General features: G+C 62.1%; 15 protein-coding genes and 3 pseudogenes. 10 read left to right on the top strand and 8 right to left on the bottom strand.

Annotated features, from left to right (window positions below; all coding sequences use genetic code 11):
- Positions 1 to 142: 142 nt before the first annotated feature.
- From D906_RS00505 to D906_RS00495, 3 genes and pseudogenes are all read left to right on the top strand, one after another.
- Positions 143 to 499 (top strand): annotated as a pseudogene (locus D906_RS00505) (hypothetical protein); the annotation flags it as partial.
- Between the two features lie 58 nt (positions 500 to 557).
- A pseudogene (locus tag D906_RS26950) lies at positions 558 to 1033 on the top strand (hypothetical protein); the annotation flags it as partial.
- A gap of 186 nt (positions 1034 to 1219) precedes the next feature.
- On the top strand, positions 1220 to 1882 hold the full coding sequence (locus D906_RS00495; RefSeq protein WP_025752749.1) for an HD domain-containing protein: 663 nt from the start codon (positions 1220 to 1222) through the stop codon (positions 1880 to 1882).
- A gap of 452 nt (positions 1883 to 2334) precedes the next feature.
- Here D906_RS00495 and D906_RS00490 read toward each other — a convergent pair whose 3' ends face one another.
- Positions 2335 to 3057, bottom strand: a complete 723-nt coding sequence (locus D906_RS00490; protein ID WP_016711234.1) for a FadR/GntR family transcriptional regulator — start codon at positions 3055 to 3057, stop codon at positions 2335 to 2337.
- Positions 3058 to 3473: 416 nt separating this feature from the next.
- The gene (locus tag D906_RS00485) at positions 3474 to 5207 is read right to left on the bottom strand and encodes an IlvD/Edd family dehydratase (protein ID WP_027615004.1); all 1734 of its coding nucleotides are present in this window, start codon (positions 5205 to 5207) and stop codon (positions 3474 to 3476) included.
- Between the two features lie 185 nt (positions 5208 to 5392).
- On the opposite strand from D906_RS00485, the gene D906_RS00480 reads away from it, so the two are divergent.
- The 3 genes from D906_RS00480 to D906_RS00470 all read left to right on the top strand — a co-directional run bounded on the left by D906_RS00480 (position 5393) and on the right by D906_RS00470 (position 9374).
- Positions 5393 to 6688, top strand: coding sequence for an MFS transporter (locus tag D906_RS00480; RefSeq protein WP_019097842.1), 1296 nt, complete (start codon positions 5393 to 5395; stop codon positions 6686 to 6688).
- 40 nt (positions 6689 to 6728) lie between these two features.
- Positions 6729 to 7718, top strand: a complete 990-nt coding sequence (gene araD1 / locus D906_RS00475) for an AraD1 family protein (RefSeq protein ID WP_016711231.1) — start codon at positions 6729 to 6731, stop codon at positions 7716 to 7718.
- Between the two features lie 81 nt (positions 7719 to 7799).
- Positions 7800 to 9374 carry an aldehyde dehydrogenase (NADP(+)) gene (locus D906_RS00470; RefSeq protein ID WP_025752747.1) on the top strand — a complete coding sequence of 525 codons (1575 nt, stop codon included), beginning with the start codon at positions 7800 to 7802 and terminating at the stop codon, positions 9372 to 9374.
- Between the two features lie 58 nt (positions 9375 to 9432).
- Here the strand turns inward: D906_RS00470 and D906_RS00465 are convergent.
- Positions 9433 to 9780, bottom strand: a pseudogene (locus D906_RS00465) (NUDIX domain-containing protein); the annotation flags it as partial.
- Between the two features lie 121 nt (positions 9781 to 9901).
- Positions 9902 to 10045: a hypothetical protein gene (locus D906_RS26510; RefSeq protein WP_019097838.1), complete on the bottom strand. Its 144-nt coding sequence runs from the start codon at positions 10043 to 10045 to the stop codon at positions 9902 to 9904.
- Positions 10046 to 10162: 117 nt separating this feature from the next.
- Here D906_RS26510 and D906_RS00460 point away from each other — a divergent pair, with 117 nt between their 5' ends.
- Positions 10163 to 12286, top strand: coding sequence for a PAS domain-containing sensor histidine kinase (locus D906_RS00460; RefSeq protein ID WP_027615002.1), 2124 nt, complete (start codon positions 10163 to 10165; stop codon positions 12284 to 12286).
- An 8-nt stretch (positions 12287 to 12294) separates the two neighbouring features.
- Here D906_RS00460 and D906_RS00455 read toward each other — a convergent pair whose 3' ends face one another.
- Positions 12295 to 13677 carry a PLP-dependent aminotransferase family protein gene (locus D906_RS00455; protein WP_019097836.1) on the bottom strand — a complete coding sequence of 461 codons (1383 nt, stop codon included), beginning with the start codon at positions 13675 to 13677 and terminating at the stop codon, positions 12295 to 12297.
- A 121-nt stretch (positions 13678 to 13798) separates the two neighbouring features.
- On the opposite strand from D906_RS00455, the gene D906_RS00450 reads away from it, so the two are divergent.
- Entirely contained in the window at positions 13799 to 14668 is an 870-nt protein-coding gene (locus tag D906_RS00450; RefSeq protein WP_016711226.1) for a DMT family transporter, read from the top strand.
- A 66-nt stretch (positions 14669 to 14734) separates the two neighbouring features.
- Here D906_RS00450 and D906_RS00445 read toward each other — a convergent pair whose 3' ends face one another.
- Complete coding sequence (locus tag D906_RS00445) at positions 14735 to 15772, bottom strand: sensor domain-containing diguanylate cyclase (RefSeq protein WP_025752742.1); 1038 nt, start codon at positions 15770 to 15772, stop codon at positions 14735 to 14737.
- Positions 15773 to 15984: 212 nt separating this feature from the next.
- On the opposite strand from D906_RS00445, the gene glsB reads away from it, so the two are divergent.
- Together glsB and D906_RS00435 are read left to right on the top strand one after the other, a co-directional pair.
- On the top strand, positions 15985 to 16893 hold the full coding sequence (gene glsB, locus D906_RS00440) for a glutaminase B (protein WP_027615001.1): 909 nt from the start codon (positions 15985 to 15987) through the stop codon (positions 16891 to 16893).
- A 142-nt stretch (positions 16894 to 17035) separates the two neighbouring features.
- Positions 17036 to 17491, top strand: coding sequence for an anti-virulence regulator CigR family protein (locus tag D906_RS00435; protein WP_027615000.1), 456 nt, complete (start codon positions 17036 to 17038; stop codon positions 17489 to 17491).
- A 29-nt stretch (positions 17492 to 17520) separates the two neighbouring features.
- Here the strand turns inward: D906_RS00435 and D906_RS00430 are convergent, their stop codons facing one another.
- Positions 17521 to 18285 carry a hypothetical protein gene (locus tag D906_RS00430; protein ID WP_025752740.1) on the bottom strand — a complete coding sequence of 255 codons (765 nt, stop codon included), beginning with the start codon at positions 18283 to 18285 and terminating at the stop codon, positions 17521 to 17523.
- Positions 18286 to 18349: 64 nt separating this feature from the next.
- Positions 18350 to 19627, bottom strand: a complete 1278-nt coding sequence (locus D906_RS00425; protein ID WP_025752739.1) for a bifunctional O-acetylhomoserine aminocarboxypropyltransferase/cysteine synthase — start codon at positions 19625 to 19627, stop codon at positions 18350 to 18352.
- Between the last annotated feature and the right edge of the window lie 191 nt (positions 19628 to 19818).

The following is a 19818-nucleotide window of genomic DNA, read 5'->3' as shown; positions in this document are numbered from 1 at the left end:
GACCGCTTTCGCCTCTTTCAGAGATGCCCAACACCTTACTTTCTTCAGAAAAAATGTGAAAGAGCGTAGGAAAATTCCGTGTTGCGCGTAGACCATAAGCCAGAATGGACGAGATTAGGGGAAGAGGTGGGAATAATATGAAATGAGGTATGCGCAGCCCCTGCAAGCCAGCGCTCCGGCTGACGGGAGGAAAACAGCTGGAGGTAATATCGTGTTTGTTCGCCCCATAGCCGCAAATGAGTGGCGGCTTTATCGGAGTCTGCGTTTGCGGGCCCTGCGTGAGTCACCGGATGCGTTCGCAAGTACCTACGAGCGTGAGGCAATTAGAAGCTACGATGATTGGGAGGCCCGTATCGCTGCTGCGGCAACATCTCCCGGCGCACAGGCGTTTTTTGCTTTTCAACACGGCGAGCCTTGTGGTTTGGTGTGGTGCAAATCGTCAGAAGCTGAGCCAGATGTCGTTGAGGTTTTTCAGATGGGGGTAGACCCTGTCTCGCGTGGTATTGGAGCCGGCCGGGCTCTGCTGGCAAGTGCTATTGATTGGGCTGAAAGTCGCGGGCGAGGAATACCCACGCCCGGAATTCTTCGTGCAGATGATCGCCTACAACAAGGACCGCCAGCGCCCGTCGACAGATTCCAAACGTGGCGAAGCGCCAATCCCGGTGCTCTACGACAGCCGTCAGGCCTACATCACCTTTTAAGACGGCTCGCGCCTGAATGCACGGCCCGAGGTGTACGTGGGCCTCAACGATATCAACGACTTTCCGTCTGTGACTGAGCGGGCTGCCAGGCCATCGCCGTACGACATCAACAGCGATGAAGTGCACCGGCTCATTCCCAAGCTCACCAACAACAAACGCTAGGGCTCGGCTTATGTAATCTTCCAGACGGACAAGCTGAACGCCGACTCCAAGTGGACCATTCACCTGGGCAGCCTGCAGGTGCAGGGGCGCAAGATGGAGATCCCGCCGCTGCAGCTTTTTATCACCCGGTGAAGAAATGGATCGGCATCGAGCCTCTGATGCGGCCTTGATCGCAAGGCTTGAAAGGTAGCGGGTACCTTATTGGTTTAGCTGCGCAACCCCGGTCCAGCCATCCCGCATGCCAGCAACCCGTTCAAGATTGGGTATACCAGACGCACCATGCGGTTCGCCTTGTCTGCAAACTGCTGAGGTAGTGTCAATTTGATGCCTCACGATGATAGTGGAACGTACCCACGATGACTAACGAAGCTTTTGCCCCTTTCCAGCATTTGGCTGCTGACTTACTGAAGCATTTACCCGCTGACCACCCAGACGGCTCCCACGACCTGTCCCACATCTATCGCGTGTGGGTCAACGCGCAACGGATACAGCATGTAGAAGGCGGCGACCTGGAAGTGCTGCTTGCAGCGGTTCTGCTGCATGACTGTGTCGCAGTAGAAAAGAACTCGCCCTTGCGCGGGCAGGCGTCAACGCTGTCGGCACAGAAGGCGACGTCAATCCTGGCTGATATGGGATGGCCCACGCAGCGAATCGAGCAGGTAGCGCATGCAATCAAAACCCACAGCTACTCGGCAGGCATCGAACCACTCACCCTTGAGGCCAGAATTCTCCAGGACAGTGATCGCCTGGACGCCATCGGTGCAGTGGGTATCGCTCGGTGCTTTTACGTATCCGGGGGCATGGGCTCGGCGCTGTACGATTTCGAGAACCCCGCTGCACTGGGTCGGGAATATCAGGACACGACTTATGCGATCGAGCACTTCCATACCAAGCTGCTCAAGCTTGCTTCAGGCTTTAAAACCTGTGAAGGCGCTCGCCTTGCGGCTGAGCGGCATGCGCGGGTTGAGGCGTATCTTGCGGACTTCATGGAGGAGGTCGGAACTGGGGGATATGGCTAGACGTGCGTGAGTTCCTGTGAATTTTGATGTGCCTCTGGAACGTGCTTGCTCCACGGCCTTGTAGACGGCGTCATGGTTTTCCAGAAAGGCCATTTCCTTCAGTTTTATCTTGAGCGACGAGATTTTCTTCACTGAGCTCACAAAATCTTGAGATCTGACGATTACGCCGACTTTTTCTTCAGTTTCCAGAGGGCTTTCGGGGATTGATCAGTGGCCTGCATGCGCCTGCCTTGAGTCGTGTGGGGCTGCTGACATCTAGCGCCGCCCTCACGGCGCTTCGCGGGGCAAACTCGCTCCCACATTTGTTGTAACGTGCCGAACATGACAGGCCTCGAAACTGACCCGCGCCGGAAGTCTTCGTGCAGAAGATTGCCTGCTACAAGGACCGCCAGCGCCCATCGATCCATCCCACGCGTGGGGAGCCGCCGATCCCGTGGGCTACAGGTTGAATTTCAACTCGTAGGGTCTTGCCCCAACACCTTGCTCAACGCCACGCGTGCATCTTCAAGCTGTACCAGCGATGCATGCCGCGCCCCGAGCGCGTCGCCGTTCTGGATAGCCGTAAGAATCGCCTTGTGCCGGGGCAGGGCGAGCTGATCAAAGTTCGGCCGCTGGTTGGAATAGCGCACCGATTCGCGCAGGGCCATCGACAGCATGTTGCACAGGTAGGCCAGCAAGTCGTTGTGGGTGGCGTCGGCGATGCGGGCGTGGAAGTCCAGGTCGGGTTGCAGGCGCTCTTCATGGGTTCGCGCGGCTTCCATGCGCTGGTAGGCCTCGCCGATCGACTCGACATCCTCGGCAGTGGCGTTGGTGGCGGCCAGTGCGGCGGCGGCGGGTTCGATGACCCAGCGTACGCTGGACAAGGTGTTGAAGAAGTCTTTCTGCGGGGTGGCCTGCATCAGCCAGTGCAGCACGTCGGGGTCGAGCATGTGCCAGTCATGGCGGGGCCGCACCAGGGTGCCGACACGCGGGCGGGCTTCGACCAGGCCCTTGGCGGTAAGGGCGCGCATCGCTTCGCGAAACACCGGCCGGCTGATGGCGTAGCTTTCGCACAGGCTGGCTTCGGAGGGCAGCTTTTGCCCAGGTGCGAGTTGGCCGGATACGATTTGCAGGCCGAGGTCCTGGACCAGGGTGGCATGCATGCTTTTGCGCGTGGTGGGCTGGCGGTAGTTCATGGGGGGCGCGGGTGGTCCTTCGGGCGGGGTGGGCATCATAGCATTAGTGGGTGAGGGGCGGCCCTGTGTTCGGGGGGGCGCTGTTTTGAGATGTTTGGGCGGCAGGTGGTTCGACGTGGCATGTGCAGCGCCGATGAGATCGAGCGCCGCCCGCGCGGCGCATCGCGAGCTGCGCTCGCTCCTACGTTTGTTTCGGGCCAGTAACGCCTGTGACAGGCGCGCGCGACCGCCTTGTTTGTACGACGTGATATCGAGCCATGCGCCAAGGCGTACGCGCGCAAATCCCACAGGAATAATTGGCCCGAAACAAACGTAGGAGCGAGCGCAGCTCGCGATGCGCCGCGCGGGCGGCGCTCGATCTCACAGGCGCAAAGTATCCACAGCCAAACCCTTTGAAGCCCCCACCACCCTCAGCCTCAGTGCGAATGCTTGGGCACTGCCGCGCCACGGCAACCGACCAGGAAGTCGAAGTCGCACCCTTCATCCGCCTGCATCACGTGGTCCAGGTACAACTTCGCATAACCGCCGCTGATCAACTGCGGCGGGGCTTGCAGGTCGGCCAGGCGGCCGGCCAGTTCCTCGGCGCAAATGTCCAGGTGCAGCCGGCCTTCCTTGCAATCCAGCTCGATCCAGTCACCTTCGCGTACCACTGCCAATGGCCCGCCCGCCGCCGCCTCGGGCGCCACGTGCAGCACCACGGTGCCGTAGGCCGTGCCGCTCATGCGGGCGTCGGAAATACGCACCATGTCGGTCACGCCTTGGGCCAGCAGCTTGGCGGGCAAGCCCATGTTGCCGACCTCGGCCATGCCCGGGTAGCCCTTGGGCCCACAGTACTTCATCACCAGCACCGAGTTGGCGTCCACCTCCAGCTCAGGGTCGTTGATGCGTGCCTTGTAGTCCTCGAAGTTTTCAAACACTACGGCGCGGCCACGGTGCTGCATCAGTGCCGGTGTTGCCGCCGATGGCTTGAGTACCGCGCCCTTGGGCGCCAGGTTGCCGCGCAGGATGCAGATGCCGCCTTCGGCCACCAGCGGTTTGTCGATCGGGCGGATGACTTCTTCGTCATACAGCGGCGCGGCCTGGCAGTTGTCCCACAGGCTCTTGCCATTGGCGGTCAGCGCGGTTGGGTTGGGCAGCAGGCCGTGTTCGCCCAGGCGACGGATGACCGCCGGCAGGCCGCCAGCGTAGTAGAACTCTTCCATCAGGAAGCGGCCCGAGGGCTGCAGGTCGACCAAGGTCGGGGTGCCACGGCCGACGCGGGTCCAGTCTTCCAGTTGCAGGTCTACGCCAATGCGGCCGGCAATCGCCTTCAGGTGGATCACGGCGTTGGTCGAACCACCAATGGCGGCGTTGACGCGGATGGCGTTCTCAAAAGCTTCGCGGGTGAGGATCTTCGAGAGGCGCAGGTCTTCGCGGACCATGTCGACAATGCGCATGCCCGACAGGTGGGCGAGTACATAGCGCCGTGAATCCACCGCCGGGATGGCGGCGTTGTGCGGCAGCGAAGTGCCCAGCGCCTCGGCCATGCAGGCCATGGTCGACGCGGTGCCCATGGTGTTGCAGGTGCCCGCCGAGCGCGACATGCCGGCCTCGGCCGAGAGGAACTCGTTGAGGTCGATCTGGCCGGCTTTATAGGCCTCGTGCATCTGCCAGACGATGGTGCCGGCGCCAATGTCCTTGCCTTTGTGCTTGCCGTTGAGCATCGGCCCACCGGTGACCACGATCGCTGGCACGTCGCAGCTCGCAGCGCCCATCAGCAGCGCCGGGGTGGTCTTGTCGCAGCCGGTCAGCAGCACCACGGCGTCTACCGGGTTGCCGCGAATCGCTTCTTCCACATCCATGCTCGCCAGGTTGCGGGTGAGCATGGCAGTGGGGCGCAGGTTGGACTCGCCGCTGGAGAACACCGGGAACTCCACCGGGAAGCCGCCAGCCTCCAGCACGCCCTTTTTTACGTGCTCGGCAATCTTGCGGAAGTGGGCGTTGCACGGGGTCAGCTCCGACCAGGTGTTGCAGATGCCAATGATCGGCTTGCCCTGGAATTCGTGGTCCGGGATGCCCTGGTTCTTCATCCAGCTGCGGTACATGAAGCCGTTCTTGTCGGCGGTACCAAACCATTGGGCAGAGCGCAGGGGGTGTTGTTTATCAGACATGGCGGGACACCTAATTAGTATTACTATTTGTCGTTATATGGCTGACTCTACCGGCTAAAAAGGCATCTGTGAAGGCTTGTTGTTCTAAATAGTAATACTATATGATCGTTTCGCCAGGTTAGAGGTCTGCCATAAAGCCCCGGCCAGGTGCTGTGCCCATTACAAGAACAATTGGAGACATCGCCATGATTCAGGAGCAGCGGCTCGTCCGCCTGATCACACTGAAACTCATCCCTTTTCTGGTTCTGCTTTACCTGGTGGCCTATGTCGATCGCTCGGCGGTGGGCTTTGCCAAGCTGCACATGGGCGCCGACATCGGCCTGGGTGACGCTGCCTATGGCCTTGGCGCCGGGCTGTTCTTCATCGGTTATTTTCTGTTCGAGGTGCCCAGCAATCTGTTGCTTGACCGCTTTGGCGCACGTCGGTGGTTCGCCCGCATCCTGGTAACCTGGGGCGCGATCACCGTTGGCATGGCGTTTGTCACCGGGCCTAACGGCTTCTACGTGATGCGCTTCTTGCTGGGGGCGGCCGAGGCGGGCTTCTTCCCTGGCGTGCTGTACTACATCACCCAGTGGTACCCGGTGCGCCACCGCGGCAAGATCCTGGGCTTCTTCATCCTCTCGCAGCCACTGGCCATGCTGGTCACCGGGCCGTTGTCCGGCGCGCTGTTGGGGCTTGAGGGCATCTACGGCCTGCATGGCTGGCAGTGGCTGTTCATCTGCATCGGCACGCCGGCGGTGTTGTTGGCATGGCCCACACTGCGCCTGCTACCGGACGGGCCTGCCAAGGTGCGCTGGCTCAGCGACGAGCAACGCAACTGGCTGCAGGAGCAGTTGGCCAACGACCTGCGCGAGTTCGGCCAGACCCGTCATGGCAACCCGCTGCATGCCCTGAAAGATGGCCGGGTGCTGTTGCTGGCGCTGTTCTACTTGCCAATGACCCTGAGCATTTATGGCCTGGGCCTGTGGCTGCCCACGTTGATCCACCAGTTTGGCGGCAGTGACCTGGTCACCGGTTTTGTCTCGGCGGTGCCTTACCTGTTCGGCATCATCGGCCTGTTGATCGTGCCACGCAGCTCCGACCGCCTGAACGATCGCTACGGCCACCTTGGCCTGCTGTACGCACTGGGTGCCATCGGCCTGTTCTTCAGCGCCTGGCTGACCATGCCTGTGCTGCAGTTGGCCGCGCTGTGCCTGGTGGCGTTCGCGCTGTTCTCCTGCACGGCCATCTTCTGGACGCTGCCGGGGCGGTTCTTCTCCGGTGCCAGCGCGGCGGCGGGCATCGCCTTGATCAACTCGATCGGCAACCTCGGCGGCTACCTTGGCCCGTTCGGCATCGGCGCGCTCAAGGAATACACCGGGCAGCTGTCGTCGGGCCTGTATTTCCTGGCGCTGGTGATGCTGTGCGGGGTGTTGCTCACGGGCGTGGTCTACAACCGCCTGGAGCGCCGCCAGCGCCTGGCTTCCACGCGGGCGGCCTAGGCCTCCCGCTAATCCTTGCAACCGATAAGCGAGCACAAGCATGCGACTGATTCAATTCGAAACCGCTGGCGGCCAGCGCCGTGTGGGCGTGGTGGAAGGCGAGTACGCCCTTGAAGTATTGGGCGCCAACAGCACACGTGAACTGGCGTTGCAGGCCATTGCCGCCGGCCGTGACCTGGCCAGCGAAGTACAGGCCGCAGGCCTGGGCGAGCGCCACGACTACTTGGCCCTGTTGGCCGAAGGCCGTGTGTTGCCACCGCTGGACCATCCGGACCCGGCTCACTGCCTGGTGACCGGTACCGGGCTTACCCATCTGGGCAGCGCGGCCACGCGCGACAAGATGCACCAGCAGCAAGCCGAAGGTGCCGTGACCGACAGTATGCGCATGTTCCAGTGGGGCCTGGAGGGCGGGCGACCGCCAGCGGGTGAAGAGGGGGCGCAGCCGGAGTGGTTCTACAAAGGCGATGGCGGCATCGTCGTGCGCCCCGGCGCCGACCTGCCGCTGCCGGCCTTTGCCGAAGATGCGGGCGAGGAGCCAGAGCTGGTCGGGCTGTACCTGATCGGTGCCGACGGCACGCCTTACCGCCTCGGCTACGCCCTGGGCAACGAGTTCTCCGACCATGTCATGGAACGGCGCAATTACCTGTACCTGGCGCACTCCAAGCTGCGCGCCTGCAGCTTCGGCCCAGAGCTGCGCCTGGGTGCTTTACCGGCCCATCTGGAAGGCACCAGCCGCATCTTGCGAGATGGCCAGGAACTGTGGAGCAAGCCGTTTCTTTCGGGCGAGCAGAACATGTGCCACAGCTTCGAGAACCTTGAGTTCCATCATTTCAAGTACGCCCAGTTCCTGCGTGCTGGCGATATCCATGTGCACTATTTCGGCACCGCCACGCTGTCGTTTGCCGACGGCATCCAGGCCCGCCCGGGCGATACCTTCGAGGTCAGCCTTGACGCCTTTGGCCAGCCGCTGCGCAACGGCATTGCAGCAGCGTCCGGGCAGGTTCGCCCGGGCCTGGTGAAAAGCCTTTGAACGAGTCGCCGGTCAGTCAATGAAGCTGGGATCGCTGACCGACTGCCATGCGCCCTCTTTCTTTTGTTACAGGAGTCAACCATGTCTGGAAGCAACTTCATTGGCGGCCAGCGCAGTGCTGCCGGCAGTGTGCGCCTGCACAGCCTCGATGCGCGCACCGGCGAAGCATTGCCTATAGCCTTTGCCCAGGCCACCCCTGAGGAAGTGGCTGCCGCGGCACAGGCCGCCGAAGCGGCATTTGCCGAGTACAACGCCTTGGTGCCAGAGCGCCGCGCGCAGTTTCTTGATGCCATTGCCGAGCAGCTGGATGCGCTGGACGATACCTTCGTCGCCACCGTGTGCCGCGAGACCGCGTTGCCGGCTGGGCGCATTCAGGGCGAGCGTGGCCGTACCAGCAACCAGATGCGCCTGTTCGCCAAGGTGCTGCGCCGTGGCGACTACCTGGGGGCGCGCATTGATCGCGCGCAGCCACAGCGCCAACCGCTGCCACGCCCTGACCTGCGCCAGTACCGTACCGGTGTTGGTCCGGTGGCCGTGTTCGGCGCCAGCAACTTCCCACTGGCTTTCTCCACCGCCGGCGGTGACACCGCAGCAGCGCTGGCTGCCGGCTGCCCGGTCGTGGTCAAGGCGCACAGCGGCCATATGGCCACTGCCGAGCGGGTAGCCGAGGCCGTCGAGCGTGCAGCGGTAGCCACCGGCATGCCAGCTGGTGTGTTCAACATGATCTACGGTGCCGGTGTCGGCGAAGCGCTGGTACGCCACCCGGCGATCCAGGCCGTGGGTTTTACCGGTTCGCTCAAGGGCGGCCGTGCCCTGTGCGACCTGGCGGCGGCGCGCCCGCAACCGATCCCGGTGTTCGCTGAAATGAGCAGCATCAACCCGGTGCTGGTGTTGCCCGCGGCGTTGCAGGCCCGTGGCGAGCAGGTGGCCAAGGAACTGGTCGCCTCGGTGGTGCTGGGTTGCGGGCAGTTCTGCACCAACCCCGGGCTGGTCATCGGCATCGCTGGCGAAGCGTTCAGCGCCTTCGTTGCGGTACTGGGCGCGCAACTGGCAGACCAGCCCGCGCAGACCATGCTCAATGCCGGTACCTTGCGCAGTTATGCCAGCGGTGTGCAGCGCCTGCACCAGCACCCGGGCGTACGCCACCTGGCCGGCGCCGAACAGGCCGGCGACCAGGCCCACGCCCAGCTGTTCCAGGCCGATGTGAGCCTGCTGCTCAACGGCGATGCGTTGCTTCAGGAGGAGGTATTCGGGCCTGCCACGGTGGTGGTCGAAGTGGCCGACGAAGCCGAACTGCGTCGCGCTCTGCAAGCCCTGCACGGGCAACTGACCGCCACCCTCATTGCCGAGCCGGAAGACTTCCAGCGCTTTGCTGCGCTGGTGCCGGTTCTGCAGCGCAAGGCGGGGCGCCTGTTGGTCAACGGCTACCCGACCGGTGTCGAAGTATGCGATGCGATGGTACATGGCGGGCCTTACCCAGCCACTTCCGATGCCCGTGGTACCTCGGTCGGCACCCTGGCCATCGACCGGTTCCTGCGCCCGGTGTGCTACCAGGACTACCCGGACGCGCTGCTGCCCGATGCCCTGAAAAACGCTAACCCGCTAGGCCTGCAGCGGTTGGTAGACGGTCAACACAGCCGTGAGGCGCTTGCCTGACGCAGGCGCTATCGCGGTATACCTGCCGGGCCCAGCCCGGCGGGGGGCGACCGATGAATCACCCTTTGACAGCGATGAAACCTTCACGCCGGAGCAGCTCGAGGTTGCTCGGTTTTACCTGGAGTTGCGACACCTCCTGAATCAGGAACCAGCGACACTCCACTGTCTCGTGTGATGGCTGGGGAACCCGGGACGAGGGTACAGCCATCCGGTACACCCAGTGCTCTGCTGCTTGAAGCACGTGATGGCCCAGAAACTGGGCATCGCTAAGCGGCAAGCAGGTTTCTTCCTGCAGCTTACGGCGTGCGGCTTCAAGCTGGGTTTCCCAAGGGTCGATGTTGCCGCCGGGCAGCGACCATTCCAGTGCCTCTTTGCGTACAAGCAAGACCTTGCCGGCCTGGTCGCATGTTCACCTTCACAGCAAAAGGAAATTGGGGATGAAGGCGAATACTCCACTGTTCACCGGCCTGGCATTTCGCTGAACGGCCCGCGTCCTTGGCGCGGGCCTTTTGCGTGTGCCCCAAGGCTCAGCCGTCGGACTGCTCTTCCGGCGGTACCTGGCCGTCTGGCCAATCAGGGGCCTCCTGCTCCGGTTCAGGCTTGGGTATCGGTTCGCCAGGGTTGTGTGGCACCTCGTCAACGTACGGGTCGGGATGTTTGGGGTCGATCATGATCTGGCTCCTCGCAAATGGGCTGCAAAGCATTAGGCCGTGTGACCGGGCAGGCTGTTCAATTCGGTTTCTGTCGTCCGTGAGACTATGATGTGGAGCAAGCCACAGAGGTGAGTCATGGATAAAGATGGGATCGACCCGCTGGGCCCACTGCCAGCAGCAGGTGTGCGGTCTGCGAACGAGGTTGTTACGGAACATTCGTCCGAACAACTGCGTCTGGTGCTGGACGCCGCTGCGGTCGTGGGTACGTGGGTCTGGGATATTCCGAACGACCGGGTAACGGCAGACGAACGTTTCTCCCGGTCCTTCGGCATTCCTGCTCAAAAGTGTGAAGCGGGCATTCCAATCGCCGAAGCCTTCAACTCGATCTACCCGGGTGATCGTGAGCGCGTTTCCCGGGATATCCATGAAGCGATTTCTCGAGGTGGTACGTTCCGTTGTGAATATCGCGTCCGTAACGAAGCCGGGCTGTATCACTGGATCGAGGCCAACGGGCATGCCGAGCTGGATGCCGAAGGGCAGGCCATACGCTTCCCTGGCGTGCTCATGGACATCGAGTCGCGAAGGGCAGCTGAGGCTGAGCGAGACCGCGTATCGGCGTTGTTGCGTACCTTTACTGCCGCAGTGCCTGGGGTTGTGTATGCAAAAGACCTGGAAGGCAGGATGCTCATTGCCAACCATGGGGCAACGCAACTGATCGGCAAACCGCCAGAATTCTACCTGGGCAAGACGGACCTCGAATTCCTCGAAGACAAGGCGCAGGCGCGCCAGGTGATGCAGACCGACCAGCAGATCATGCGTGGCGGCAAGGCTGTGCAGGTCGAGGAGCGGGTCGACATGCCGGACGGTTCTGCAACGACATGGCTCTCCGTCAAGGCCCCCTTGCTCGATGAGGCGGGAAACGTCATAGGGCTCATCGGTTCTTCCATAGACGTTACCGCAAGAAAACAGGCCGAGGCCGCGCTTTTGAACCTCAACCGCACGCTGGAAGAGCGCATCAGCGAAGCCGTGGCCCAGCGTGAGGCCGCGCAAGAGGCGCTGCGCCAATCGCAAAAAATGGAAGCGATAGGCCAGCTCACGGGCGGTATCGCACACGACTTCAATAATCTGCTGGCAGGCATCACCGGCAGCCTGGACCTGGCCAGGCTGCGGGGCAAGCAAGGGCGGCTGGCGGACGTCGAGCGCTACATTGAGGTCGCGCACCGGGCGGCGCACAAGGCGGCGGCCCTGACCCATCGGTTGCTGGCATTTTCACGCCGCCAGCCTTTGCAGGCCACCCGTACGGAGGTCAATGGCCTGATAGGCGGCCTGGAGGACCTTGTGCGGCGCACCGTCGGACCAATGATTCATCTGAAAGTCGATTTGAAAGCGCAGCTTTCCACCTGCCTGGTAGACCCGGTTCAGGTCGAGAACTCGCTGCTGAACCTCTGCATCAATGCACGGGATGCCATTGGCAATCGTGCAGGCAATATCATCATCACCACTGCGAACGAGGCCCTTGAGGCAGGCCCGGGCCTGGATGCCGAGCTGCAGCCGGGTTCGTACCTGGCCATCAGTGTGGCGGACAATGGCATGGGAATGTCGGCCGAAACACTGTCGAAAGCCTGCGAGCCGTTCTTCACTACCAAAGCGATGGGCGAAGGCACAGGGCTGGGGTTGTCGATGGTATATGGCTTTGCCAAGCAGTCGGGCGGGCAAGTCAGGATTGCTTCCGAAGAAGGGGCAGGAACCCGGGTGCAGCTTTTTCTGCCAATCGATCAAGGGCAGCCTGAAAACACCGGCCCGGCAGAGACCCACCCCGATTTTTCACCCCAATGGTCTGACCGCAATGTGCTGATTGTGGATGACGAGCCCTCTGTGCGTTTGTTTGTCAGTGAAGTGCTCAGTGGTTTGGGGTGCACGGTTATCGAGGCCGCTGATAGCCAGGCCGGGCTGCAACTGCTGGCTTCTGACACTCGCATCGATTTGCTGGTGACTGATATCGGCCTGCCGGGAGGGCTCGACGGCCGGGAGATGGCGAAATTCGGGCGACAAACGCGTGTAGCGTTACCGGTCATTTTCATGACCGGTTACGCCAGCCCTTCAGTGTTTGAGGATGAGGTATTGCGCAACGCATCGGCCGTGTTGATCAAGCCATTCGCGATGGAGGAGTTGATCGCCAACGTTCACGCGATGTTTGGCGCTCGGATCAATCTGGGCAGGCCTTCGGTAACGGATGACCGAGGTAGCGAGATGGTTTGATCGGGCCACTAGGCACCCAGTGCCCGTTTCAACACGTCATAGATTCTGGCGTCCCCCGACTGCGCAACGTTGAACCGCAGAAAATCCCCCGCAGTCATGGACTGGCTAAAGGCATTCCCGGGCGCCAGCACCACCCCTTCATTCAGGCAAGCCTTGGCCAGCGTTGCTGCATCCTTGCCTTGCGGCAGCTGGCACCAGGCGTACAGGCCAGCCTGGGGTATGATCCAGGGCTTGATACCAAGCGCCTGAAGCCTGGCTACCGTTTTGTCCATTTGCTCGGCCAACCGAACGCGCACGCTCTCCATGTGCTTTCGGTACCCGCTATCGGTAATCGCGTGGTGGATGATGTCGGCCGCCAGGCGCCCACCGCCGAAGGTGGTCGCAATCTTGAGGTCGACCAGGCCCTCGATCCATTCACCGCGCGCAGCAATGTAGCCGCAGCGGATTGAAGCGGAAATGGTCTTGGAAAAGCTGCCGATCTGGATGACACGAGAGAGGCCATCGAACGCAGACAGGCGTGGCGCGGGTGTATGTTCGAAGTCGCCGAAAATGTCGTCCTCGACAATCACCAGGTTGGAGGTGTCGGCCAGCTTCAGCAGCCTGTGTGCCGTGACCGGCGACAGGGTGGCCCCGGTCGGGTTGTGGATGCCGGAATTTGTGATGTACAACCGGGGCGCATGCGCGAGCAGGGCAGCGCCGAATGCATCGATGTCCGGGCCGGTCGGTGTGTAGGGCACGCCTACAACCTCCACCCGATGTGCCTTCAGCAATGCGTGAAAGTTGAAATAGCAGGGGTCGTCCACCAGCACCGTGTCGCCTGGTTCCAGCAGAAAACGGCAAATCAGGTCGATGGCGTGGGTGCCGGACTCGGTGAGCATGATCTGTTCAGGCGGGGCTTCGACCCCGATGCCTGCCAGCCGCCGCGACAGGAACTGCCGGAGCGGTGGATAGCCAAGCGGTGAAGCGTACTCCGTCAGTTTTGACGCGTCAGAGCGGGCAACCATGCGAAGCGCTTTACGCACACCCGCTTCGTACATCCAGGAAGGCGGTAGCCACCCGCAACCGGGTTTCAACGCATCGAGGGAGGTTTCAAGCGACTGGCGCGAGATCCACAGCGGGTCGACGACACGATCCAGTTTGGGGCCAAGTTCGGTCAGCGCCAATGGCGCCACTGGGCCCGCGACGTAAAAGCCGGAGCCGGGGCGAGCGCTGAGTACACCCTCGGCCATTAACCGTTCATAGGCCTCAAGCACGGTAGAAACCGACACCTGCATGGTCTGGGCCATGGCGCGGACGGATGGAATTCTTGCGCCGGGGGTGTAGGTGCGAGAGGCGATCCTGGACTGGATCTCGGCCATGACCGTTCGAATTCGCGTGCCGCTGCGTTTCATCGCGCCCTCAACTGTGCTGGATTAATATGCATAACAGTTCGGTTTAACTGTATTGGATTGTACATGGCCTGGGTGAGCCCGTCAGTGATGTACTGACGCCTGGCTTATCGAGGAATGAACGATGGAAAGATCAACAAGCGGGTGGATCAATGGCTTCATAGGCGTCGCCATTTTTGCGGGCTCGTTGCCGGCAACCCGCGTGGCCGTGGCGGACTTTGAACCGACGTTTCTGACCTGTGCCAGGGCCACCATTGCCGCCTTGTTGGGTGCGCTGTTCTTGATCGTGCTGCGCCAGCCTCGGCCGAAGCGGGGTGATTTGGCGTCATTGGCGGTAACAGCGCTGGGCGTTGTCATCGGGTTCCCGTTGCTGACGGCACTGGCGCTCCAGCATGTCACCTCTGCCCATTCCATTGTTTTTGTCGGGCTGCTGCCGCTGTGTACTGCTGGGTTTGCCGTTTTGCGGGGCGGTGAGCGGCCTCGGCCGTTGTTCTGGCTGTTCTCGTTCATGGGGGCCGGGCTGGTCGCGGGCTATGCGTTGATGAATGGCGGCGAAGGGTCGTTGGTGGGCGACCTGCTGATGACGGCAGCGGTGGTGGTGTGTGGCTTGGGGTATGCAGAAGGGGCGCGGCTGTCGCGCACATTGGGCGGGTGGCAGGTGATCAGTTGGGCATTGCTGGTGGCGTTGCCGTTCATGCTGCTGCTGACGGTCGTTAATTTTCCGGCACCTGATGCCTTTGCCAAGGTAAGTGCGCCGGCGTGGTTCAGCTTTGGCTACGTTTCGCTGTTCAGCATGCTGATTGGCTTTGTGTTCTGGTACCGGGGGCTTGTCCAGGGGGGCATTGCGGCTGTGGGGCAGCTGCAACTGTTTCAGCCGTTCATGGGGCTTGGGCTGGCGGCGTTGCTGCTGCACGAGCAGGTCAGCTGGTTGATGCTGGTGGTGACGCTGGGGGCTGTGATCTGCGTGGCCGGGGCCAGGAAGTACGCCCAATAAGTGATTACGCCTGGGTCGTTGCAAGCAGGGCGAGCATACCGCAACACAGCCCGGACCGTGCTCGTCTCAACAAGGCGGCGCTACATAAACAACCCGATCACGCCCGTTCTGTTTGGCGGTATAGAGCCCCTTATCGGCGCGCTCCAGTGCGTCATCCAGCGTTTCACCTTTGGCAAACAGGGTGCACCCTATGCTCAGGCTTACCTTCAATTGACCACTGGGCATCTGCATCGCCCCTGCACCCACCTGTTCCCGAATGCGCTCAGCAATCCGCTGGAGCTCTTCGCTGTCCTTGACCTGCAAAATCGCGACGAACTCCTCACCCCCATGTCGCACGAGCAGGTCTTCGGGGCGCAGTGCAGCGCGCAGGCGGCGGGCAGTTTCGCACAGCACCTTGTCACCACCGCCATGGCCGTGCTTGTCGTTGATGGCTTTGAAATGATCGAGGTCGGCATAAACCGCCCCCAACTGTAAGCCGTTCACCTCGGCCAAGCGCCGTTCATGTGCTTCAAACGCGGACAACGCGCCGCGGTTCCAGAGTTGTGTCAAAGGGTCGAGCAGGGCTTTGCGCTGCTCGCGATCCATTTCAAGGCGCAGGTCGCGGTTCACCTGTGCCAGGGTGCGCAGCTGCAGATATCCCTCGGCGAGTGTGGCCAGGTCCCGGAAGTTCGCTTGTTGTGCCTCGCTGAGCACGCGTGGCTGGGGGTCGAACATGCACAGCGTCCCGATGGCTTTGCCGTTGCCGGCGCGCAACGGGTGGCCGGCGTAAAAGCGGATATAGGGCGCGTTGAGCACGAGCGGATTGTCGACGAATCGCGTATCGCACGTGGCATCGGGGACCATCAACGTATCGTCACCGAGAATGGCGTAGCCGCAGAATGAAACACTGCGCGTCGTCTCACTTGCCTCAAGCCCTATCCGGGCCTTGAACCACTGCCGGTCCTGGTCGATGAGGCTGATAAGCACGGTGTCCACATGGGCCAGGTCCTGGGTGAGCCGTACCAAGGTATCGAGGTAATGCTCGGCGGGTGTATCGACCAGGTTCATGTCATCGAGCGTGCGCTGGCGAAGCACTTCGTCAGCGGGTAGGGGGCAAGCTGGCATCGTTGGTCCTCCATTCCTTGGTTAGCGGCCACTGCACCTGGCGGTTGCACGTTCTGTGCATCGGCGAACCAAGCACAGCATAGGTTAGGGCATCGAGCCATAGGCCACAGGGTAAAGCGGCATTTCTTGCCGAATGTGTGATTTCTTCCGCTCGACCTTCGTCAAGAAGGCTACCTCTTAGCCGTCGTCTGGGGACTGATACAGGGCTTTCCATGCAAACGCTGTTGAATGAGATTCTTGAAGAAGTACGTCCCTTGATCGGCAAGGGCAAAGTGGCGGACTACATTCCTGCGCTGGCCGATGTACCGGCGAACCAGTTGGGCATCGCAGTCTACGGCAATGATGGCAGCTATCACTGCGCGGGCGACGCCCTGGTGCCATTTTCGGTGCAGAGTATTTCCAAGGTGTTCAGCCTGGTTCAGGCGATCGGGCACTCCGGTGAAGCCATTTGGCAGCGGCTTGGCCATGAGCCGTCGGGGCAGCCGTTCAACTCGCTGGTACAGCTGGAGTTCGAGCGTGGTCGCCCGCGCAACCCCTTTATCAATGCGGGTGCGTTGGTGATCTGTGATATCAACCAGTCGCGCTTTGCAGCACCCACGTTGTCGATGCGCGATTTCGTACGACGGCTCTCGGGCAACCCCCACATCTCGATCGATGCCCGTGTTGCAGATTCTGAATATCAATTCCGCGCGCGCAACGCGGCCATGGCTTACCTGATGCAGTCCTTTGGCAACTTCCATAACGAGGTGGAAGCTGTGCTGCGCAGTTACTTCAGTTACTGCGCGCTGCAAATGAACTGCCTGGATCTGGCCCGGGCGTTCTGCTTTTTGGCCAACGATGGATTCTGCAAGCACAGCGGTGAGCAGATTCTGACCCGACGCCAGACGCAACAGGTGAACTCGATCGTGGCCACCAGCGGACTGTATGACGAAGCAGGGAATTTCGCCTATCGGGTGGGGTTGCCTGGCAAGAGTGGCGTGGGGGGCGGGATTGTGGCGATCGTGCCGGGGCAATTCACGGTGTGCGTGTGGTCACCGGAGTTGAATGCGGCGGGCAACTCCCTCGCCGGGATGGCGGCGCTGGAGTTGCTGAGTTCGCGGATTGGCTGGTCGGTGTTTTGATCAGTGGGCGGATGCGCAGGGCAACCCCGTAGCCATGCGTGACGAGGCCCGGTTGTGCGGAGTTCGATGTGGGCGAGCAGTGCCGGTTAGCGCTGTTCACCGTCTATAGTTTGGGCAACGCTCATTTGCGAAGGATGCTCCCATGGCCAAAACATCACACCTGACAGCCCTGCTGACTGCGTTGGCAGTGGCATTTGCCGCTGGCCCGACCTTTGCCGACCCAGGTAACGGCAAAGGGCAGGGGCACGGCAAGGCACAGCATGCTCAAGGCCAGGGCAATGCAGGTAGCCACAAGCAGGGGAAGGGCGGTAACGATTGGCATGGTGGCCCGTCCATCGACCGCGGCGATGTGCTGGCTATTCTTGGCGGTCACCGCAGTTACTGGAGGCCAGGGCCTGCATTGCCGCCCGGCATTCAGAAGAACCTGGCGCGTGGCAAGCCGCTGCCGCCCGGCATCGCCAAGAAGCTGGATGGTCGCTTGCTGGGACAGTTGCCTCACTACGATGGCTATGAGTGGATGCAGGCGGGTGCGGACCTGATACTTGTCGCTGCGGCAACCGGGATTATTTACGAAGTGTTGAACGGGGCGTTCGACTGAGCAGTGCTGAGCCACCCCGCGCAGGCTAGTCAGCGCCGCCGCAATACCGTGGCCAGCCCAACGGTCAGCGCCACGGCGCAGAGCATGGCCAGGCTGATGGCGACGGTAACGCCCCACGTGTCGAGCAATGCTGCCAGCACCAGGTAAAACGCAATTACGCCCACCGCCCCAATCGCATTGCCCCGCACCATGGCCGCCATGCCGGCCCGGCCATTCTGCACATGGGCGAACACCACCAGCGGCCAGGCAATCACTGGAATCGGCGCCAGCATCCCGCTGGTTGCCGGGCCCAGCCAGCTGGCCAGGCGGGTGGTGATCATCAGCAGGGACGTGGCAGCTACCATTCGCAGTGGGATCTCCCAGTACCGGTGCCGGGGGCGGGCCAGGGTATCGGGTTTGGGCTCGTGCCCGCTGGCGCGTATCAGCACGCCGATCAGCACCAGCGCCACGGCAATCGACAGGTACAGGTTGCCCCAGTGAGTAAACGCATAGGCAGCCAGCCCGTAAAACAGCAAAGCCAGCGGCACGGCCTGGGCGAGGCCGAGACTGCGTGTGGCCAACAGGTAAAACATATAGGTGGCTTGCACCGCCGCCAGGCCGCCCAGCGCGCCGGGCAATGCGCCCAAGGCGAAGGCTGTGCCCTGTTCCAGGCACAGGAAGGTCATCACCAGCGCGGAGGTTATCGGGAGGCCGGACAGCAGCCCACCCAGCAGGCCGCCCCAGCGCCGCGAGGCAAGGGAAATGGCCCACATCAGCAGGGGCGTGACAATCAGCTTCAGGTAGAACAGGGTCATTGCGGGGGTGTCCAGGCTCGGTAAAGGTGCGCCCGCCGTCAGCATTGGGTGGGGCGCGGATGAATCAGGTGCGGCTGGCCTCCAGGGCCTGGGCGAGGTCGGCGATGATGTCGTCACTGTGCTCGATGCCGATCGACAAACGTACCATGTCCCGTGGCACGCCGGCCCTTTCCAGCTCTTCATCGTTGAGCTGGCGGTGGGTGGTGGAGGCGGGGTGGCAGGCCAGCGACTTAGCGTCGCCGATGTTCACCAGGCGCACCACCAGTTGCAGCGCATCGATGAAGCGTGCACCGGCCGCCTGGCCTCCCTTGATGCCAAACGACAAGATCGAGGCGGGCTTGCCACCGGTGTAACGCTGGGCCAGTTCATGCTCGGGGTGGTCCGGCAGCCCGGCATACTTCACCCAGGCCACCTGTTCGTGAGCCTGCAGGTAATGGGCGACCTTCAGCGCGTTTTCGGTGTGGCGTTCCATGCGCAGGGCCAACGTTTCCAGGCCTTGCAGGATCAGGAAGGCGTTGAACGGCGACAGCGCGGCGCCGGTGTTGCGCAACGGCACCACGCGGCAGCGGCCTATGAAGGCGGCGGGGCCGAAGGCTTCGGTATAGGTGACGCCGTGGTAGGAAGGGTCGGGGGTGTTGAGCAGGGCGAAACGTTCCTTGTTGTCCGCCCAGGGGAACTTGCCGGAGTCGATGACGATGCCGCCGATGCTGGTGCCGTGGCCGCCGATGTACTTGGTCAGCGAATGCACGACAATGTCCGCGCCATGCTCGAACGGTCGGCACAGAACCGGGGTGGCCACGGTGTTGTCGACGATCAGTGGCACACCATGGCGGTGGGCGGCTTCGGCCAGTGCGGCGATATCGACGATATTGCCGGCAGGGTTGCCGATGGACTCGCAGAACACCGCCTTGGTGCGTGCGTCGATCAACGCTTCGAGGGCCGCGATGTCGTCATGGGCGGCGAAGCGGGTATGGATGCCCATGCGTGGCAGGGTATGGGCCAGCAGGTTGTAGGTACCACCGTACAGCTTGGCCACCGAGACAATGTTGTCGCCGGCCTCGGCGACCGTCTGGATGGCGTAGGTGATGGCTGCCATGCCAGAGGCCACCGCCAGCGCGCCAACCCCGCCTTCGAGGGCGGCCATGCGCTGCTCCAGCACGTCGTTGGTGGGGTTCATGATGCGCGAGTAGATGTTGCCGGCCACCTTCAGGTCGAACAGGTCGGCACCGTGCTGGGTGTCGTCGAAGGCGAAGGAGGTGGTCTGGTAAATGGGTACGGCCACCGCCCGGGTGGTCGGGTCGGGGCTGAAGCCCGCATGGACGGCGAGGGTTTCCAGCTTCATGCAATCGTTCCTTGAGCGTGGGTGGAAGCGTTCGAGCATGCGGTGGTGCGAGGGCGTGGGTCAAGGGCGTCGTGCCGGCGCTCACTGGGCCTGGGCAGATTGTAAAGATAGGCAAGGATTCCCCGGGCCATCATGCCGCCGCTCTAGAATCCGCCCGCTGCCGCACCGGCCCACGGTGGGCGGCAGATCTA

Source organism: Pseudomonas sp. LAIL14HWK12:I1, from assembly GCF_003202095.1.
Classification (GTDB): domain Bacteria; phylum Pseudomonadota; class Gammaproteobacteria; order Pseudomonadales; family Pseudomonadaceae; genus Aquipseudomonas; species Aquipseudomonas monteilii.
Note: the sequence above shows the minus strand (reverse complement) of the source record. Positions and strands in the feature narration are given on the sequence as shown.

Coding starts and splice junctions, on each gene's coding strand:
- araD1 (WP_016711231.1), top strand. CDS start 6,729: ATGCGACTGATTCAATTCGAAACCGCTGGCGGCCAGCGCCGTGTGGGC.
- D906_RS00450 (WP_016711226.1), top strand. CDS start 13,799: ATGGAAAGATCAACAAGCGGGTGGATCAATGGCTTCATAGGCGTCGCC.
- glsB (WP_027615001.1), top strand. CDS start 15,985: ATGCAAACGCTGTTGAATGAGATTCTTGAAGAAGTACGTCCCTTGATC.
- D906_RS00425 (WP_025752739.1), bottom strand. CDS start 19,627: ATGAAGCTGGAAACCCTCGCCGTCCATGCGGGCTTCAGCCCCGACCCG.
- D906_RS00460 (WP_027615002.1), top strand. CDS start 10,163: ATGGATAAAGATGGGATCGACCCGCTGGGCCCACTGCCAGCAGCAGGT.
- D906_RS00455 (WP_019097836.1), bottom strand. CDS start 13,677: ATGAAACGCAGCGGCACGCGAATTCGAACGGTCATGGCCGAGATCCAG.
- D906_RS00490 (WP_016711234.1), bottom strand. CDS start 3,057: ATGAACTACCGCCAGCCCACCACGCGCAAAAGCATGCATGCCACCCTG.
- D906_RS00470 (WP_025752747.1), top strand. CDS start 7,800: ATGTCTGGAAGCAACTTCATTGGCGGCCAGCGCAGTGCTGCCGGCAGT.
- D906_RS26510 (WP_019097838.1), bottom strand. CDS start 10,045: ATGATCGACCCCAAACATCCCGACCCGTACGTTGACGAGGTGCCACAC.
- D906_RS00430 (WP_025752740.1), bottom strand. CDS start 18,285: ATGACCCTGTTCTACCTGAAGCTGATTGTCACGCCCCTGCTGATGTGG.
- D906_RS00480 (WP_019097842.1), top strand. CDS start 5,393: ATGATTCAGGAGCAGCGGCTCGTCCGCCTGATCACACTGAAACTCATC.
- D906_RS00445 (WP_025752742.1), bottom strand. CDS start 15,772: ATGCCAGCTTGCCCCCTACCCGCTGACGAAGTGCTTCGCCAGCGCACG.
- D906_RS00495 (WP_025752749.1), top strand. CDS start 1,220: ATGACTAACGAAGCTTTTGCCCCTTTCCAGCATTTGGCTGCTGACTTA.
- D906_RS00485 (WP_027615004.1), bottom strand. CDS start 5,207: ATGTCTGATAAACAACACCCCCTGCGCTCTGCCCAATGGTTTGGTACC.
- D906_RS00435 (WP_027615000.1), top strand. CDS start 17,036: ATGGCCAAAACATCACACCTGACAGCCCTGCTGACTGCGTTGGCAGTG.